Raw genomic sequence first — 18,367 nt, forward strand, 5'->3', positions numbered from 1 at the left:
CGCAACCTGTTGTGGCTAATGAAAATAACATCAGCTTGCAATGCACGTTCACGCAAGAATGCGTGATAGGCGAGACCTGTCAGAGTACTGATTTCAAGGCAAGCCTGTCGCTGACAGAGGAGGCGCAAAACGCCATTATCTCGGTCGCCAATGGCGTGATGACGACCGATGCCGAGACGCTTACACTGCGCGGACTGTCACGAGACGGGCAACTGTCGCTCAATGGTGCTGGCGTGTTCCCCGTATCTCATCATTTCACGGTCTGGTCCGACGCACAGGCGACCTACACCACCCACATCTCATCCGAATTCAGCGTTACCTATATGGGATCATGCCAATGACCGATTTTCTGAATGCAATCGTTGCGCTTTCCAATTTCGTGCTGATCCCGGGTTTGGCGTATGGCGCGCAGCTGGCGCTTGGTGCGCTTGGTGTCACGCTTATCTACGGCATCCTGCGGTTTTCCAACTTCGCCCACGGCGACACGATGGCCTTTGGGGCGACTATGACCATCCTGATCACCTGGGGCTTCCAAGCGGCGGGTATCACGGCAGGCCCATTGCCCACGGCGCTTTTGGCCCTGCCCTTCGGGATTTTGGCGACCATTGGGTTGGCCCTTTTGACCGACAAAACGGTGTATCGGTTTTACCGCACACAAAAGGCAGCCCCCGTGATCTTCGTGATCGTGTCGATGGGTGTGATGTTCATCATGAACGGTATCGTGCGCTTTATCATCGGCCCTGACGAACAACGGTTTTCGGACGGCGAACGCTTCATCGTGTCCGCCCGTGATTTCAAGGAATGGTCAGGCCTGCGCGAAGGGCTGGCCATCAAAACAACCCAAGGCATCACTGTGGTTGTCGCTGTGATTTGCGTGACGGCCCTGTTCTATTTTCTGAACAAGACACGCACAGGCAAATCCATGCGCGCCTATTCCGACAACGAAGACCTTGCACTGCTGTCAGGCATCAATCCCGAACGCGTTGTCATGGTGACATGGATCATCGTGGCATCGCTGGCCTGCATTGCGGGTGTGCTTTACGGGCTGGATAAATCCTTCAAACCCTTTGTCTATTTCCAGCTTCTGCTGCCCATCTTTGCCAGTGCGGTTGTCGGGGGGCTTGGCAATCCACTTGGTGCCATTTTCGGAGGGTTTCTTATCGCCTATTCCGAGATCTTCATCACATACGCATGGAAGAAGGTGCTGGTCTATCTGATGCCTGAAGCGCTTGAGCCAAGTGGCCTCGTCCAGCTTTTGTCGACAGATTACAAATTCGCCGTCAGCTTCGCGATCCTTGTGGTGGTGCTGCTGTTCAAACCAACGGGTCTTTTCAAGGGGCAATCGGTATGACGCGGTCGCTTACGAATATCGCGCTCTTTGCGGGCGTTGCATGTCTTATCTTGCTAACGGGGTTCACCTCGTCGTGGAACTCAGCTTTGCTGATCATCAACATGGGGCTGATCAGTGCGATCATGGCCATTGGCGTGAACCTGCAATGGGGGTTCGCGGGGCTGTTCAACATCGGGATCATGGGGTTTGTGGCCCTCGGTGGATTGGCCGCGGTTCTGGTCTCTGAGCCGCCGACCGAAGGCGCGTGGGGCGCTGGTGGCTTTCAGGTGATCGGTGCATTGCTATTGGGCTTTGCGACCGTGGCGCTGACGGTGTTTGTGCGCGCCAAGACATCGGGGCGCCTACAAACCATCGCAACGCTGGTGATCCTGATTGGCGGGTTTTTCCTCTATCGCGCCGTCTTCGATCCCGCGGTCGAGGCGATTGAAGCCATCAACCCTGCCCTTCAAGGCAACCTTGGTGGTTTGAACCTGCCCATCGTGCTGGCTTGGCCTGTGGGCGGGCTGTTGGCCGCTGGTGCCGCATGGATCATCGGAAAGACAGCGCTTGGGCTGCGATCTGACTATCTGGCGATTGCAACGCTTGGTATTTCAGAGATCGTCATCGCCGCGCTGAAAAACGAGGACTGGCTGGCACGCGGCGTCAAGAATGTGATCGGGCTTGACCGCCCCCTGCCAAACGAAATCGACCTGCAACAAGACCCGGCGTTCATCGAACAGGCCGCAGGCTTGGGCCTTGATCCGGTGACCGCGTCGACGCTTTACGTGAAACTGGGGTATTCGTTGATGTTTACGGCCGTTCTGGTGCTTATCTTTGTGGCCGCACAGCTGGCGCTGAACTCGCCCTGGGGCCGTATGGTGCGGGCGATCCGTGACAACGAAGTTGCAGCCCGTGCAATGGGCAAAGACGTCACCGCACGCCATCTGCAGATCTTCATCCTTGGATCGGCCATTTGCGGTGTCGCAGGGGCCATGATGGTCACGCTGGACGGACAGCTGACGCCCGGCACCTACCAACCACTGCGCTTTACCTTCCTGATCTGGGTGATGGTGATCGTGGGTGGATCGGGCAACAACTACGGCGCGGTTCTGGGCGGCTTTCTGATCTGGTTCCTATGGGTGCAGGTTGAACCCTACGGCGCGGCCTTGATGGGGTTTGTGACAGCACCCATGCCTGATGCATGGTGGCTCAAGGATCATCTGATCGAAAGCGTGGCCTATATGCGCCTGTTTACCATGGGTCTGATCTTGCTCTTGATGCTGCGGTTCTTCCCCCGTGGCCTTATTCCAGAGCGGTAGGACGATAGCAAAAGTCCTGACAATTTTATCTGTCAACGCCACTTTAACAGCTTCACGCACATCCTTGGGCACACCAACTGCCCAAGGATTTTTTCATGCACCGCCTGTTGACCGCTGCCCTTTTACTGCCCCTTGCCGCTTGTAGCGGAATTGAACGAACGCTTGATTACATCGAAGCCGCAGAAGACACCGAAGCGCTGATTTCCGATCTTGGCGATATGTCCAACACCCGTTTTTCGGAAATGGACGACCTTGCGAATATGAACGCAACCGCCACTTTTCAGGGCAATGCAGCGGTCTGCGCGCCGATGCCCAACTGCACCAACGCAATGGTCGGTGACTTACAGCTTACAGCAGATTTTGGCCAAGGAAGCCTGTCTGGAAAGGCCGATAACTTCCTGAACTACAACACAAACTCCGAAAACGTGTCCAATGTTCAAGGCGAGATTATCTTTTCAAATGGCGACATCGGGTTTGATGGCCCCAACACCTACACGGCCGATATGCAAGGCAGCCTGACATCTGGAAGTCTGGAGGTTGCGGTCGACGGCGCCATGACTGGCACCTTCAAAGGCACCCCGATCGCAGGCCTGACGGGGGCATCCGAAACGGGCGCCGTCGTCGTGAATGGCAACCGTTTCGGCAAGATCATTATTGGCGCTGAAATCCTGTTGGATTGATTGCGCCTATTGCAAGCGCATGTTGCTGATGCTGGCGCGGATCATGCTGTCGGTGTCATCGCTGTCGGCGGACACGGCCATACCAAGCAGCTTTCCAGGTGCGCCACCAAAGGCGCGCGCATAATCTGATGCAAGGTTGACGCTTTCGCTGTTTTGCCCCGTGCCCGCCTGCCGCAAGGCCACGGTCACGGCCTGACCGGGCGCATAGGGGCTTTGCAACACAGCCCCACGCCCATGATTGCCGCCCCAAGCATATTGCAAGACGCGCACATCCTTGTTCGAAAGCAGTTTGCGGATACCTGCGCCAGACAACGCCCGTGCCTGATCATCGGGCGCAAACAGGAAATAAATGCTGATGTTGCGATCATCGCCGCCCTTTCGCGCCAGATTGGTCGCGGGAACAGATTGATCAACCGACCACGACCAATTCGCGCGTGTTGCGTCCCAGACAGAGCTCGGCAACCGCCGCCACGCGATCGAAATCGCATCGTCCGACGTGATCCCAAGCGACGACCCGAACGAATAGGTGTTCTTGGAAAAGATCGACACCCGCTGATTGGTCCACCCGTCCGACAGGCTGATGGCCGCCGCGTGGCTGGCAACAGTGCTGGACAGGATAAGGGCGGTGGAAAGAACGGCGAGGCGCATGTCAGGGATCCTTTTGATTGATATCCCTTCGTTGTGACAATGTGTCGGCAACGTCACCAGTGACGGACGCCACATCTCTCCGTGTTGTGAAATGTTGTGAACAGCGCGATTGCGATCAAAGGGCGAACATTAACCCAACATTAATCGAAACGTCTGACGCATTGCCATACCGTGAGCAGACGCTAGGCCATACATGAAATGGCAGGGGTTTTCAGGCCCGCAAACGCGCCCCTTTTGGATCAAATGGCGGCTCCGAGAGAACCACTCCGCGGTGCGGTTTGCCCAAGATCATCACGTCCACTTCTGCGCCAACTTCCACGTTTTTCAAAAAGCCAAGCGCCAGCGACATGCCCACGGTGTAGCCATAGGTGCCGCTTGTCACACGGCCCACGGGCGTGCCATCGGGCAGGAAAATTGGCTCCCCGCCGCTTGCATCGGCATCCTCCACATCCGTCACGTGAATGAGTTTAAGATGTTCACGCGCTGCTTTAGCTTCCACCTCCAAATATGCTGATTTATTCAGAAATTCCTTTTCGGTCTTGACCAATCGGTCCATTGCAACTTCATGGGCATAGTATTCGGGGCTATACTCGCGACCCCATGACCCATATCCTTTTTCGACCCGTAACGACATCAGAGCGCGCCCCCCGACAGGCCCTGCGCCCACGTCTTTGCCTGCGTCAATCAAGGCGGTGTAAAGGGCCTGCTGGTCTTGCGCTTTGCAATGCAGCTCCCACCCAAGATCACCCGTAAAGCTGACACGAAGGGCCAGCACTTCAATCCCTGCCACGTCCATCACTTTTGAGCGCATAAACGGAAAATCCGCCGTTTCCAGCGATGTATTGGTCAACCTTTGCAACAACTTACGCGCCATTGGCCCCGCCACGTTGAAGCCGCACATTGTGTTGGTCACGCTTTCGAATGTTGTGCCGTCAGGCAAGGGGACCATCTTCCAGAAACGTTTGTGATAGCGTTCGGCCATGCCAGACCCGATGATCATGAATGTATCCTCGGCCTGTTTGGTTACGGTGAAATCCCCCGCAATCCCGCCGCGCACGCCAATCAGTGGCGTCAGGCACGACCGTCCCACCTCGCGCGGCATCGTATTGGCAAAAATGGCGTTCAACCAGCTTTCGGCCCCCGCACCGTGACAGCGGTATTTGGCGAAGTTCGAGATGTCGATGATGCCTGCACGCTCACGCAGCATACGGCATTCATCGCCGACAGGTTCAAACCAGTTTTGGCGCGTAAATCCATTTGTTTCAGTAGTTTCTGGGACAGAGCTAAACCAAAGCGGATGCTCCCACCCGCTGTTTAGTCCAAAGACAGCACCCATCTGTTTTTGCATCTCATATATCGGACGGGTGCGCGCGGGACGGCCCGCGCTGCGCTCTTCGTTGGGAAAGTGAATAGAGAACCGGTTTGCGTATTGATCACCGACACGCGCCTTGGTGAAGGCTTTGTCGGCCCAATCATCAAACCGTGCAAGATCCCACGCAAACATATCCAGATGGCTTTCGCCGTTTACGATCCAATCCGCACTGAGCATGCCAAGGCCACCGGACTGCGAAAAGCCGGGAATAATGCCGTTGCAACAAAAGTAGCCATCCAGTTCTGGCACAGGACCAAAAAGCGCGTTGGCATCCGGCGACCAGATCATCGGTCCGTTGATCACGCGTTTGATGCCCGCCTCACCAACCGCTGGCACACGGTCAATGGCGCGCATCATGTTGTCTTCAATCCGCTCCAGATCATCTGCGAACAATTCGTGGCCAAAGCCCTGGGGTGTGCCATCCTCGGCCCAAAAACGGACGTCTTTTTCATAGGCCCCGACCAGAAGGCCCTGACCTTCCTGGCGCAGATAGTATTCACCATCACGGTCCGCCACACTGGGCAAACGCCGGTCCATGGCTGCAATCTCGGCAATGGTTTCGGTGACAAAATACTGGTGTTCGGTGGGCAGGAGTGGAAGATCAATTCCCGCCATCGCGGCGACCTCGCGCCCCCAAAGGCCTGCGGCATTCACCACCCATTGTGTATGGATATCGCCTTTGGGCGTTCGCACAATCCAGGCGCCATCGGGCTGCTGTTCGGTAGCTGTAACAGGTGTGAAGCGATGAATTTCCGCGCCGTTTTTGCGGGCACCTGCGGCATAGGCGTTTGTCACACCTGATGGATCAACGTTACCGCCATCGGGTTCATACATGATGCAGCGCACACCATCATAGTTGACAAGCGGATGCAGGCGTTCGGCCTCGTCACGGCTGACTTCGTGAAAATTCATGCCGTAGTATTTGGCTTTGGCGGCCTGCAATCGCAGTTGATGTTCGCGCGCTTGTGTCTGCGCCAGATAAAGCGACCCTGGTTGGAACACACCGCACCCCTGCCCTGTGGTCTGCTCAAGTTCCTTGTAAAGGTTCATCGTATAATGCTGGATCCGCGTGATGTTGGTGTTGTCGTGCAGGCCATGAATGTTGGCAGCTGCGTGCCATGTCGAGCCGCTTGTCAGCTCGTCGCGTTCCAGCAAAACCACATCTGACCAGCCCAGTTTGGTCAGGTGATAGAGGATAGAGCAGCCGATAACGCCGCCTCCGATAACAACGGCTTGGGCATGTGTGCGCATGGGAATTGATCCTGTGTTTGACGCCTTTGCACTCAAGGTTGATCTGATGACGCGGCAGACGTTTTCCCGCGCGCGACATTTCATGTCGCGTTTGTGTTTCCCTGCAAAAGGAATTTCCGCTCTATTCAAAAACAACGAAGCAGGAGAAACGCTTATGAAAACCACCACTCGGGTTGTTGTGATTGGCGGCGGTGTCGTCGGTTGTTCGGTTTTGTATCACCTGACCAAGCTTGGGTGGTCAGATGTGATGTTGGTTGAACGCTCGGAATTGACAAGCGGATCAACGTGGCATGCCGCGGGTGGATTTCATACGATCAACGGCGACACAAATATGTGCGCCTTGCAAGGATACACCATCGGGCTTTACCGCGAGCTTGAGGCGCTGACGGGAATGTCGTGTGGTCTTCACCATGTGGGCGGTGTGACCCTGGCCGATACCCAAGAGCGTTTTGATATGATGATCGCCGAACGCGCCAAGCACAAGCATATGGGGCTTGATACCCGCATTGTCGGCCCTGCTGAAATCAAGGAAATCGCACCCATTACCAATCTGAATGGTATCATCGGTGGTCTTTATGACCCGTTGGACGGACACCTTGACCCAAGCGGCACCACCCATGCCTATGCCAAGGCCGCACGTATGGGCGGCGCCGAAATCGTCACCCATTGCAAGGTTGAGGCCACAACGCAACGCCCCGATGGCACATGGGACGTGGTCACCGACAAAGGCACAATCCATACCGAACACGTGGTCAACGCGGGCGGCCTTTGGGCCCGAGAGGTCGGCGAGATGGCGGGTGTTTATCTTCCGCTGCATCCGATGGAGCACCAATATATCGTCACCGATGACGTGGCCGAGATTTACGAGCGCGACGCAGAACATCCCCATGTGATGGACCCCGCTGGCGAAAGCTATCTGCGCCAAGAAGGGCGCGGTCTGTGCATCGGCTTTTACGAGCAAAAGGCCAAGGCCTGGGCGATTGACGGCACGCCTTGGGATTTCGGCCATGAGTTATTGCCTGACGATCTGGATAAAATCGAAGACAGCATCGCCTTCGCCTATAATCGTTTCCCCGTTCTGGAGCGTGCAGGCGTCAAATCGGTCATTCATGGCCCCTTTACCTTTGCGCCTGATGGCAACCCGCTTGTGGGCCCAATTCCTGGTTTGCGCGGCTATTGGTCCGCCTGCGGTGTGATGGCAGGCTTTAGTCAGGGCGGCGGCGTTGGACTGATGTTGGCGCAATGGATGATCGAAGGGGAATGCGAGCGTGACACCATGGCGATGGATGTCGCGCGGTTTGGCGACTGGATCAACGCGGGCTACACCTTGCCTAAAGTGACCGAAAACTATCAAACGCGGTTCAGCGTGGTTTATCCGAACGAGGAATTGCCCGCCGCGCGCCCCATGAAAACGACACCGATGTATGATATTTTCGATGGCATGGGCGCGGTTTGGGGCCAGCAGTTCGGCCTTGAGGTGCCTAACTATTTCGCGCAAGACGACGAGCCGCGATACGAGACACCATCGTTCCGCCGCTCCAATGCGTTTGAGGCGACAGCGCGCGAGGTTCAGGCCGTCCGAAAAAGCGTTGGCATCAACGAGGTGCATAACTTTGGAAAATACCGTGTCACCGGACCCAATGCGCGCAGTTGGCTGGACCGGATCATGGCGGGCCGTATTCCTGCGCAAGGGCGCCTTTCGCTCACCCCGATGCTATCGCAAAAAGGGCGGCTGATCGGCGATTTCACTGTGTCTTGCATTGATGACCAGACCTTCCAATTGACCGCGAGTTACGGATCACAAGCCTATCACTGGCGGTGGTTCAAACAGCACCAGGATGAAGGTGTTACCCTTGAAAACATAAGCGATACGCTGAACGGCTTTCAGATCGCCGGACCCAATGCTGCGCGTTTGCTGCAAGCCTGCACGCGGACAGACATCACCGATATGCGCTTCATGGATCTTCGGCGGATGACCGTCGGCATGGCCGATTGTCTGGTGCAGCGCGTCAGCTACACAGGTGATCTGGGTTTTGAGATTTACTGCACACCCATGCAGCAACGCGCCCTGTGGACATCTTTGTGGGAAAACGGACAGGCGTTTGAAATCAAACCCTTTGGGATGCGCGCGATGATGTCGTTGCGCCTTGATAAGTTTTTCGGCTCGTGGCTGGCGGAGTTTTCGCCCGACTACACCGCGGCAGAAACGGGTCTCGATCGCTTCATAAGTTTCAAGAAAAACGTTGATTTCATTGGTCGCGCAGCGGCAGAGGCTGACACGCCCACACGCAAACTCTGTGCCTTTGAGGTCGATGCAGATGATGCAGATGTTGTGGCCTATGAGCCGATTTTTATCGCGGGCGCGGTTGCGGGCTTTTGCACGTCGGGCGGGTTTTCGCATTATACTGGCAAAAGCATCGCTTTGGGCTTTGTGCCTGCAGATCAGGCGATGGACGGGCTGGAAGTTGAGATTGAAATTCTGGGTCAGATGCGCCCTGCCCGTCTGATCACCACACCCCTCTTTGATGAAGATGGCGCAAGAATGCGTGGCCCGTTATCATCGCACTTATGAAAGTCGCCATTTTGGTTCTGGCCTCGGGCGCATCAACGCGGATGCGCGGGGCAGATAAATTGCTTGAAGATGTGGATGGCAGACCGTGTCTTGCCCATGTTGTCAGGCGTGCCGCGCAGGCGTGTCCGACTGTATATGTGACGGTGCCAAGCCTTGATCATCCGCGCGCGCAGGCCATCGGGGATATTGACGTCAACGTCACCCAGGTGCCAGACGCGTCCGAAGGCATGGCTGCGTCCATCAGAACAGGTGTGGCTGCCCTGCCCGTTGCCATTGATGCTGTGATGATCGTGCCAGCAGACATGCCTGACATCACTGGCGAAGATATGGCACAGATGATCGCGATATTCGGCGTGGCCAAAGCAAAGGTGCTTCAGGCCACAAGCGCCAAAATGCAACCGGGCCACCCTGTCATCTTTGCCCGTTCCCTTTTTGACGCGTTGAGGTCGCTAGAGGGTGACAACGGCGCAAAACGCGTGATTGAACAGGCAGGTAAAGACATGGCGCGGATCCCTTTGGATGGGGACCGCGCCATTCTTGATCTGGATACGCCAGAGGATTGGGCCCGCTGGCGGACCCGTCGTTCTTAGAACAACAAGGGCACTTCGTGCGCTTTGAGGGACAGGCGTGCAGCTTCGTAAGCTGCAACACCATCTGCGCTGGCCAACTCGGGGAACAGGGCAAAGAGTTCACGGCGCGCTTCGCCGTCCAGCCCCGCTATGGACAGATCACCGGGCTGGAAGCTTTCGCTCCATGTGCCGTCCGACAAAACAACCTCGTGGCGTGCGAACATAATGTGGATATATGTCACCTCTGCCGCATCAGCGACGTCAACGCCATCAAGACAGGTAAGGTGCTTGGCCGCGACAAGAACTTCTGCCTCACCAAACCACATTTCGGCACTATGCGCGCTGATCAGCATGCGGTGCTGTGGAGAGACCAGCATATCGCGTTCTGGCACGCCATTGCCCAAGGCACCCGTGCGGATACGAATTGGCATAAGAGCTTCATTTTCCGTCAGACCGTTTGCATCCACATGCTTTTGCCCGACCCATTGCACGGGTTGGAACCCGTGATCGCGGGTCAGCACCTTGTCGCCGGGCAAAATGTTTTCCACCGCAATCTGACCGCGCATCGTGGCAATTCGGGTGCCAGGTGTGAAGCACGGCACAAAGTTTTCAATATTGGTAAAATCCAACGTGCCTGTTTGTGCGCCTGTGTCGTCAAAATAGGTGACCGTTCCGTCAAACCCATTGCCATCACTGTCCGTAGATTTGGTGATCGCGTAGCTGCCACCAACGGCGACAGAGCCTGTCAGATCAAGCGTATCATCATCATTGCCGCCATCGCCGCCATCAACGATATCACCCTCGCCCGCAAAAATCAGATCGGCGTCATCGCCACCAAAAATCTGATCACTGCCCGCGCCACCAAAGATCTCGTCCGCACCAGCGCCGCCCGAAAGTGTGTTGCTGCCGATATTGCCAGTGATGCGGTCGTCACCCGCACCACCATCAATGGAGTCGTTGCCTGCGCCCGCAAAAATCGTATCGCTGCCCGCCCCACCAAGGGCTGTATCATCACCAGACCCAAGCGACGTTGTTATGCCACCTGTCACAGCTGAGGCGTCGAAATTGTCGTCCTCGGATGTCAGAATGGTGAGTTCGATTTCTGAAAACTCACCCGAAGCCGGGCCTGTCTGGTAGGAATACGTGCCATCTTCTGCATTATTCAGAACGACATCAACGCCGTCAGTCAGATTTGAGGAAAAGACAAGGCGATCGGTTTCCGATACATCTTCCCCCCCGACAATGGTATCGTTGCCATGCCCGTCTTCGATATTGAATGTGTCGGATCCCGAACCGCCATCAAGCGTGTCGTCACCAATCCCACCCGTTAGAATATCGTTTCCGTCTTGGCCGTAGACCTCATCATCGCCAGCACCTGACGAGATGACATCCACACCTGCACCAGCAAAAATCAGGTCATCATCATCTTGGGCACCAGCAAGGATCGCATCCCCCGCATCGACCAAATCACCTTCAGGATCCCCCGTGTATGCGGCATCAATGATATCGTCGCCTGCAGTGCCAGAGATTGTACCATCCTGATCTGTAATGATGACATCTTCGATATTGCTAAAGGTCAGCGTCGACCCATCGTTGAAGTTAACGGTACCGTTTTCGGGGTTGAGATCATAATCAATGCTCGCGACGCCTTCGACGTAAAGTACATCAAGGTCGTTTCCGCCCTCGCCGCCATCAACGGTATCGCCGCCGTTTGCATAAATGGCATCCGCGTCATCGCCACCCACCAGAGTGTCGTCGCCTGTCCCACTTGTCAGCGTATCATCGCCTGTGCCGCCATCCAGAAGGTTGGCATCACCGCCGACGACAGTGATCGTATCGTTGCCATCCTCACCATAAAGCGAGTCGTTCGAACCGCTGTCTGTTTCGGACGACGTGATTGTGTCGTTACCTGTGCCGCCGAAAATAGTGTCGTCGTCGCCTTGGCTGTTTTCTTCGCCCGCTTCGATGGTATCGTTGCCGCTGCCGCCGTCAATAATGTCACTGCGGTCAGCACCGTCGATGGTGTCATCCCCTGCACCACCAAAGATGCTCGAAACACCTGCACCGTCCGAGGCGTTGCCAGTAATGGTATCATTGCCGTCATCGCCAAAAACGGTTGAGCCCGAACCAACGCCCGTGAACACATCATCACCGTCATTGCCGCTCAGGGTCATGCCATCACTGCCACCCTGAACGTCAAAGACGTCATCTTGCTGCGTGCCTTCGATGGACTCAATCTCGGCGAAATCACCTGACCCCAGTTCACCTGCGAAGGTATAGGACCCTGTCTCGCTGCCACTTGTCGTCACGCTCACGCCATCGGGGCCGTTATCATCGAGGAATGTGAGCGTATCGACATCCAGATCATCTGTGTCTTCGCCACCGGTAATGGTATCGGTCCCACCCGTGCTGCGCACAGTCAGACTATCGTCCCCCGTGCCGCCGATCAGCGTGTCATCGCCTGCACCACCTATGATCGTATCGTTGTCTGCGCCACCGTCGAGGATATCCCCCGCACCTGCAAAGCCGCCAGCGGACATATAATCGTCGCCATCGCCGCCATAAACTTCGTCAGAGCCGATGGACGAACCGATCGAGTCGTTGCCAGCACCGCCATAAACGGTGTCGTTGCCCGAACCCGAATAGATCGTGTCGTTGCCGTCATCACCAAAGAGCGTGTCCGACCCGACATCGCCGGAAAGAACATCGTCACCGGCGCCGCCATAGACTTCATCATCGCCCGCACCAGCAAACACCCTGTCGTTGCCGTCGCCAGCGAGGATCAGGTCATCATTCGTGTCTGCACCCGCAAGGATTTGATCATTGCCGTCGACAACATCACCATCGGGGTCGCCCGTATAGCCAACGTCAATCACATCATCGCCTGCGGTCCCACTTACGGTCCCGTCGCGTTCGGTGACCACCACATTCTCGATTTCCGAGAACGTCATGGTCGTTCCATCATTGAAGTAAACGGTGCCCGCTTCGGGGTTGCCATTCACATAATCAATGTAATCAACGTCTTGCACGACCAATGTGTCATTGTCGTCTGTGCTTTCGCCGCCTGTGACCGTATCAAATGATCCTGCATAGAAGGTATCGGTCCCGTCGCCGCCAGACATGTTATCTGCCGCTTCATCATCGACAAACCCATCGCTGAGCGAGAAGGTCAGATCCCCAATACCCACACCACCCGAAGCCGGTGCATCCGGACCAGGCTCGTGAATAATTTGCAGGCTCACGATCGGTGCCGAGATGTTTACCGTAATCTGGTTGTCAATGTTGTCGCCCGCATCGCCATCACCCTCGATGGAATTGCCGTTAACCGTTTGATGGGTCAGGCCACTGAATGTGACAGGCACTTGATTGCCGTTGGCATCCAAAGCGACGATTGTGATCTGGTCGTCATAGGGGATGCTGAGGTTCTCTTCGACACCATAAATCAAGAAACTGATGTCCTGGACAGGCTCATCAAACTCAATCAGTGTCGGGTTGGCTTGCGTAACGCTTCCGCCAGGGCGATAGCTGTCTTCTGGAAAAAATGAAGAGCTGATACCACCATTACCCGTGATCGTAATGTCGATATCGGTCGTGCCATCATTCACGGTCACCGTGCCGTCGCCAGAGGTCAGTGAAACATTCGACCAATCCAGCGTCGCAGACGTTGGCGCCGCATCAGGCCCCATACCGCCGTAGATAATGTCGTCACCGTCGCCACCGTTCAAATTGTCGGCGTCTGTGCCACCTGCAATCAGGTCATCGCCTGTTCCTGCAAAGACCTGGTCAATTCCCGACCCACCATCAATCGAGTTGTTGCCTGATGAAACGGAAATTTGATCATTGTCGGTGCCACCAAGAAGCGTGTCATTGCCTTCATCGCCAATCAGTACGTCATTGCCAGCGCCGCCCATGACCAGATCATCGCCTGCATCGCCATCGACGTAATCATCGCCATCTTCACCATAAAGCGTGTCGTTGCCAGCCTGACCAAATAGACTGTCGTTGCCTTCTGCACCATCCAGCGTATCATCGCCATCGCCGCCAAAGAGCGTATCATCCCCTTCTTCGCCGCCAAGAAAATCGTTACCCGTGCCGCCTGACAGGTCATCATTGCCAACGCCTGACCAGATTGTGTCGTTGCCGTCGCCGCCCAGGATCGAGTCGCTGCCAGACTGGCCGAAAATCAGGTCATTGCCAGCGCCACCGTCGATTGTATCGTCGCCCGTTTCCTCAACAGCGGCAGCAACCTCGGCCACGTCAATCGACGTGTCGTTGGTTGAAACGATGACAACATTGTCGATCGCATAGCTTTCATCGGTGGCGTCCTGATCGAGCGTCGAGCCGAAGCCAAGTTCAAACTCGGACGGGGCATTTTCCATCTCGATGCGCACGCGGAACGACTGATCCCACGTCCAATTAGCACCCGAATTCCAGAAACCTTGCTCGGCTGATGGCCCTTGGGGGGTGAAGGTGATGGTATAGTCAGTACCGCCAACGGTGACAGTATTTGTCCCGCCAGGGTTGTTGTTTCCGGTCGCAAAAGTGCGCGTGTCGATGGCTTGTCCATCAATGAAAATGATGAAGTCTTCGCTATCCCAACTGTCAATCTGATGAAAATCAAACTCGATCACCGCATCATCAAAAGTAGGATCAAGCTGGAAGGTTTTGCTGAGTTCAACATCTGTCGCGGATACCGTGCCTTCGACCAAACCAAGCACTTCGGTATAGCCCGCTTCGGTGTCATTGGTCGTATTGTTCGACCAGCCCGTTGCACCGCCTTCGAAATCCTCATTTGCCGAAACAGACGTTTCGCCGTCGCCATAGATCACATCATCGTCTGCACCGCCCGAGATGGAATCGTTGTCATCACCACCGATGATATAGTCATTGCCCGTGCCACCAGTGAGGATGTCTTGACCCTCTTGGCCGTAAATCTCATCAGACCCTGCACCGCCGTCGATTTCGTCGCCGTCGCCTATATCATCAAGAACGGTGTCAAAGTGCACATCGGTAATCCAAAGCGCTTGGCCGCCTGTTCCCGCATTGTCGTAGTCGATCGACAAGCTTTGAATAGGTCCGGCGATTTCGACCAGAACCGACCCACCTGAGCTGGCTTGGGTATCATTGCCCGCCCCATCAATGGTCGAATTACCGTTAATAAGGGTTTCATCGCCCGCGATAGAAAACGTGACCAGCGCGGGCAGACCGTCCACGCCGATGGCTGTCACGGTGACCAAATCATCCCAGGACTGCTGATCGATGTCATTGATTCGGAACTGGACGTTTTCGACACCATAGCCAAAACCGCTTTCTGGATCGGTTTGAAATTCCATGTTGATGGTCGTCGTGTCAGACACGCCCGCCCCACCGTTGCCGGCACCATTCAAGCTTAGGGATGAATTGGTGTCGATGTTTGTTTCCGGTGCGTAGTTCAACGAATTGTCGATGACCGCACCCGTCAGGCCACCATCATTTATGATATCGACAATAACATTGACCGAGCCTGTGTTCTGAACAAACCCGCCAGAAATATCGGTGCCACCGCTGCCCTGCGCTGTCCAATCCAGAAATTCGCTTTGCTGCGCTGCGGGGCTTTGCACTGTGTCGCCATAAAGAATGTCGCTGCCATCGTTGCCTTCGATGGAGTCGCTTCCACCGCCGCCGTAAACGATATCGTCGCCTTCGCCAGCACTGACTGTGTCGCTGCCTTGGCCTGCGTTAATGACGTCTTCATTGGATCCCGCCACATTATCAAGCGCATCAACTTCTTCGCCCTGCCCGTCGGTATAAGAGCCTGCAACGATTGTATCGTCCCCACCTGTCCCATCAACGATGTCGTTGGGCGCAGCTGTGGGCGTGAATGCAACGGTTGCGCCTGCGGTGCCAGCTGTTGGTGCAGTTTCGGTCAAATCACCGTTCGCGTCGCGCTGGATTGATGTTCCGTTGACCACACTTGTGTCGATGGTTTCTGTGCCCAGATCGGTTGTTCCGGGAAATCCGGTTGGCAAGGCCGGGTTGGCCGGGTCGCCGTAAGCGATCGCCACGTATTCACCCGTGTTTGTGTCCAGCAGATAGAGCGTTTCGCGCAGACTGAATTCGCCATCGGGCAGGAAATTTACGCTATCGTTGGTTGTCGCCTCGTAGAAATCCGCGGGCAAGGCACCTGTGTATTCGCCGACGATTGTGGCGGTTCCAGCCGCTTCAATCGTATCGCTTGCCCCAAAGGAATACAGCAAACCACCCGTCGCGGACCAAAGTTCAAGCCCGTCAAGGGACACAGGGCCACCAGAGGCGTTTTGGATTTCGACAAACTCATCGGCCTTGTTCGCAGTGCCATCATTGTCAATATCGACGGCATTCGTACCGGCGTTATCTGCCATGATCTCACTGATGAACAGCCCGTTTCCGAGGACAAAACCCATTACGCATCTCCAAATCGCGATGTGACTCGGTTTTCGAGCCAGCTAGCGATAAGAGTTAAGCTCGCATAATGGTGAAATGGCGGAGTGATTGTGTCGGCGGCGTGAAATCGCGTTCCTACCCGTGACACAATCGGGCCGTTGAGGTGCCTTTCGCCCTAAACCAGAAACAATCACTGCCGCGCGTGGTTAACTCAGCAACAACCGTGCTTCATGGGATTTGACCGACTGGCGCGCAGATCCGTAGTCAACCAGGCCGCTTTCAGTCTCAAGCTCTGGGAAAAGCGAAATGATTTCAGCCCGTTGATCCGCACCGATCCCTTTCAACGAGTGATCCCCTGGTTGGAAACTTTCGCTCCACAAGCCGTTGCCCAGAACAACCTCATGGTTATCAAACAACATATGGAAATAGGTCACAGCGTCCGTTTCCACCTGATCAATTCCTGCCTGGTCCGTCATGAATTTTGCAGGCACCAAAACTTCGGGCTCATCAAAAAGAACGCGGGTTTTTTCGTTGCTCATCAAAATGCGGTGGTTCGGGCTGAACAGAATATCATGTTCGGGCATATTCTCGCCCAGACTGCCTTTTTGCACCAAAATTGGCTGGAACTGCGGCGCTTGTGCCAGCTTTTTCTTGCCCAAACGGCGTTGGCCGATCCAGCGGATTTCCTGAATACCATTGTCGCGGGTGAACACTTTGTCGCCTGCGCGCAACGTCTCAATGGCGCGTTCGCCTTGGGGCGTGGCGATCATCGCACCCGTGGTAAAACAGACAATCACCTGTTCGATTTCAGAATACTCAAGTCGGCGGGTGACGTTGCCGTTTTCATCAAGAAACTCAACGCGCCCGGATTCAGGCCCCGTTTCAATCAGATTGAAGGGCTGGCCGCGTAGGTCCAGCACGTCAATATCGGATCCGTCTGCATCTTCACCACCGATCACACGGTGATTGCCTGCTTCTTCCACAGTAAACAGATCAGACCCAAAACCGCCCTCGGCCAAGTCATTGTCGGGACCAAGGCCAATGGTGTCTTGTCCATCGCCGCCGCGCAGCGTGTCATCGCCTTGGCCACCTGACAGGCTGTCGTTGCCTGTGCCACCGTCCAAAAGGTCCTGACCCTGCCCGCCGAACAAGCTGTCATCATCGGCACCACCAAACAGGCGGTCGTCGCCGTCGCCGCCATCGAGCGTATCCTGACCGCCCTGTCCGAAAATGGTATCCTGCCCCGTGCCGCCAAAGATACTGTCATCGCCGGCGGGAACGACCTCGACCACCTCATCGTCAATCACAGACCCATTGAGCGTGAAGCCCGATGGCGTGGAGCGTGCCTCAAGGGTGAATTCGATGCTGGAGCGATCTTCAAACCGCGCGGAAAACCATGCGTCTTGGTCGTTGGGGCTGTTGGCTTGTGTCCCCGATGCGGTGATCGCGCCGTTTTGTTCCGTTACGGACAGCGACGTATTGGAATCCGTGCCGAATGTACCAAAGCTATTTGAATCGATGGTGACGCTTTCCTGATCACCCGGTCTATTGCGGTCCAGATCACCAAAGGTGGCCACGGAATTGAGGGAAACAGATTGCCCCGTCGCTTGGTTGAAAAACTCCAACCGAAAGCGCGCGGTTTCACCAGCTGGCAGGCGCACAGCATTGTTGATTAAAATCTCGCTGCCCGTCCCGCCAGTAATATCGACCCGCAAGTTTGGATCGGATTTTTCCAACAGAACCAGACGCCCCGCAACAACGGTTCCGTCATCCAGCGTTGCAATGTTTTGATAGGTAACGCTATCGCCCACCACGGCATTGTTGCCTGAAGATGTATCGTTGGTGGCATTGGAATTGCGTAGGCTGAGCGGTGTTGCGTTGTTGCCGGGGCTCGTGCCCACACCCTCATCTCCATAGATGATGTCGTCACCACCCCCGCCATCAATGCTGTCATCGTCGCCTTCACCGCTGATCAAATCCTGACCATTCAGACCAAGAATGGTGTCTTGATCATTGGTGCCTTGAAGCGTGTCGTTGTTGCTGGTGCCTGTGATGTCGGCCATTCGTCCATCCCCCAAGATGTTCGACATAACTATACGGGAGAGTGGATCATCCGTGCAAATTTACCTTTGCATCTGCAGCATACATGCCCAACTTTGGGCATATTTCCCCGAAAATGCGGAAAGAGCCTGTGCCGCAGCGCAACAATAATGCGCAGGATATC

At 55.5% G+C, this 18,367-nt stretch carries 10 protein-coding genes; 6 read left to right on the top strand and 4 right to left on the bottom strand.

The window, feature by feature from the left end:
• Positions 1-11 precede the first annotated feature (11 nt).
• From L1065_RS01040 to L1065_RS01055, 4 genes are all read left to right on the top strand, one after another.
• The gene (locus L1065_RS01040) at positions 12-341 is read left to right on the top strand and encodes a hypothetical protein (RefSeq protein ID WP_237093591.1); all 330 of its coding nucleotides are present in this window, start codon (positions 12-14) and stop codon (positions 339-341) included.
• The gene (locus tag L1065_RS01045) at positions 338-1,351 is read left to right on the top strand and encodes a branched-chain amino acid ABC transporter permease (protein WP_237093592.1); all 1,014 of its coding nucleotides are present in this window, start codon (positions 338-340) and stop codon (positions 1,349-1,351) included. Before L1065_RS01040 ends, L1065_RS01045 begins: the two co-directional genes overlap by 4 nt.
• Positions 1,348-2,649: a branched-chain amino acid ABC transporter permease gene (locus L1065_RS01050; RefSeq protein WP_237093593.1), complete on the top strand. Its 1,302-nt coding sequence runs from the start codon at positions 1,348-1,350 to the stop codon at positions 2,647-2,649. Before L1065_RS01045 ends, L1065_RS01050 begins: the two co-directional genes overlap by 4 nt.
• Before the next feature lie 95 nt (positions 2,650-2,744).
• Positions 2,745-3,329: a hypothetical protein gene (locus L1065_RS01055; protein WP_237093594.1), complete on the top strand. Its 585-nt coding sequence runs from the start codon at positions 2,745-2,747 to the stop codon at positions 3,327-3,329.
• Positions 3,330-3,335: 6 nt separating this feature from the next.
• On the opposite strand, the gene L1065_RS01060 is transcribed toward L1065_RS01055, so the two are convergent.
• Positions 3,336-3,977 (bottom strand): DUF3047 domain-containing protein, encoded by a 642-nt coding sequence (locus tag L1065_RS01060; protein ID WP_237093595.1) that lies wholly within the window; start codon positions 3,975-3,977, stop codon positions 3,336-3,338.
• A gap of 211 nt (positions 3,978-4,188) precedes the next feature.
• The gene (locus L1065_RS01065) at positions 4,189-6,600 is read right to left on the bottom strand and encodes an FAD-dependent oxidoreductase (protein WP_237093596.1); all 2,412 of its coding nucleotides are present in this window, start codon (positions 6,598-6,600) and stop codon (positions 4,189-4,191) included.
• Between the two features lie 154 nt (positions 6,601-6,754).
• Between L1065_RS01065 and L1065_RS01070 the strand changes: the two genes are divergently transcribed.
• Positions 6,755-9,172: an FAD-dependent oxidoreductase gene (locus L1065_RS01070; RefSeq protein WP_237093597.1), complete on the top strand. Its 2,418-nt coding sequence runs from the start codon at positions 6,755-6,757 to the stop codon at positions 9,170-9,172.
• Positions 9,169-9,762, top strand: a complete 594-nt coding sequence (locus L1065_RS01075) for an NTP transferase domain-containing protein (protein WP_237093598.1) — start codon at positions 9,169-9,171, stop codon at positions 9,760-9,762. Before L1065_RS01070 ends, L1065_RS01075 begins: the two co-directional genes overlap by 4 nt.
• On the opposite strand, the gene L1065_RS01080 is transcribed toward L1065_RS01075, so the two are convergent.
• Together L1065_RS01080 and L1065_RS01085 are read right to left on the bottom strand one after the other, a co-directional pair.
• Complete coding sequence (locus L1065_RS01080) at positions 9,759-16,163, bottom strand: Hint domain-containing protein (protein ID WP_237093599.1); 6,405 nt, start codon at positions 16,161-16,163, stop codon at positions 9,759-9,761. The genes L1065_RS01075 and L1065_RS01080 overlap by 4 nt on opposite strands.
• 186 nt (positions 16,164-16,349) lie before the next feature.
• On the bottom strand, positions 16,350-18,233 hold the full coding sequence (locus tag L1065_RS01085) for a Hint domain-containing protein (RefSeq protein WP_237093600.1): 1,884 nt from the start codon (positions 18,231-18,233) through the stop codon (positions 16,350-16,352).
• Positions 18,234-18,367 lie beyond the last annotated feature (134 nt).

This window comes from Nereida sp. MMG025 (assembly GCF_021654165.1).
GTDB lineage: Bacteria > Pseudomonadota > Alphaproteobacteria > Rhodobacterales > Rhodobacteraceae > Nereida.

What these genes read in the sequence shown, in the direction of transcription:
- L1065_RS01045 (WP_237093592.1), top strand. Translation starts at nt 338, where the DNA reads ATGACCGATTTTCTGAATGCAATCGTTGCGCTTTCCAATTTCGTGCTG.
- L1065_RS01050 (WP_237093593.1), top strand. Translation starts at nt 1,348, where the DNA reads ATGACGCGGTCGCTTACGAATATCGCGCTCTTTGCGGGCGTTGCATGT.
- L1065_RS01055 (WP_237093594.1), top strand. Translation starts at nt 2,745, where the DNA reads ATGCACCGCCTGTTGACCGCTGCCCTTTTACTGCCCCTTGCCGCTTGT.
- L1065_RS01060 (WP_237093595.1), bottom strand. Translation starts at nt 3,977, where the DNA reads ATGCGCCTCGCCGTTCTTTCCACCGCCCTTATCCTGTCCAGCACTGTT.
- L1065_RS01065 (WP_237093596.1), bottom strand. Translation starts at nt 6,600, where the DNA reads ATGCGCACACATGCCCAAGCCGTTGTTATCGGAGGCGGCGTTATCGGC.
- L1065_RS01070 (WP_237093597.1), top strand. Translation starts at nt 6,755, where the DNA reads ATGAAAACCACCACTCGGGTTGTTGTGATTGGCGGCGGTGTCGTCGGT.
- L1065_RS01075 (WP_237093598.1), top strand. Translation starts at nt 9,169, where the DNA reads ATGAAAGTCGCCATTTTGGTTCTGGCCTCGGGCGCATCAACGCGGATG.
- L1065_RS01080 (WP_237093599.1), bottom strand. Translation starts at nt 16,163, where the DNA reads ATGGGTTTTGTCCTCGGAAACGGGCTGTTCATCAGTGAGATCATGGCA.
- L1065_RS01085 (WP_237093600.1), bottom strand. Translation starts at nt 18,233, where the DNA reads ATGTCGAACATCTTGGGGGATGGACGAATGGCCGACATCACAGGCACC.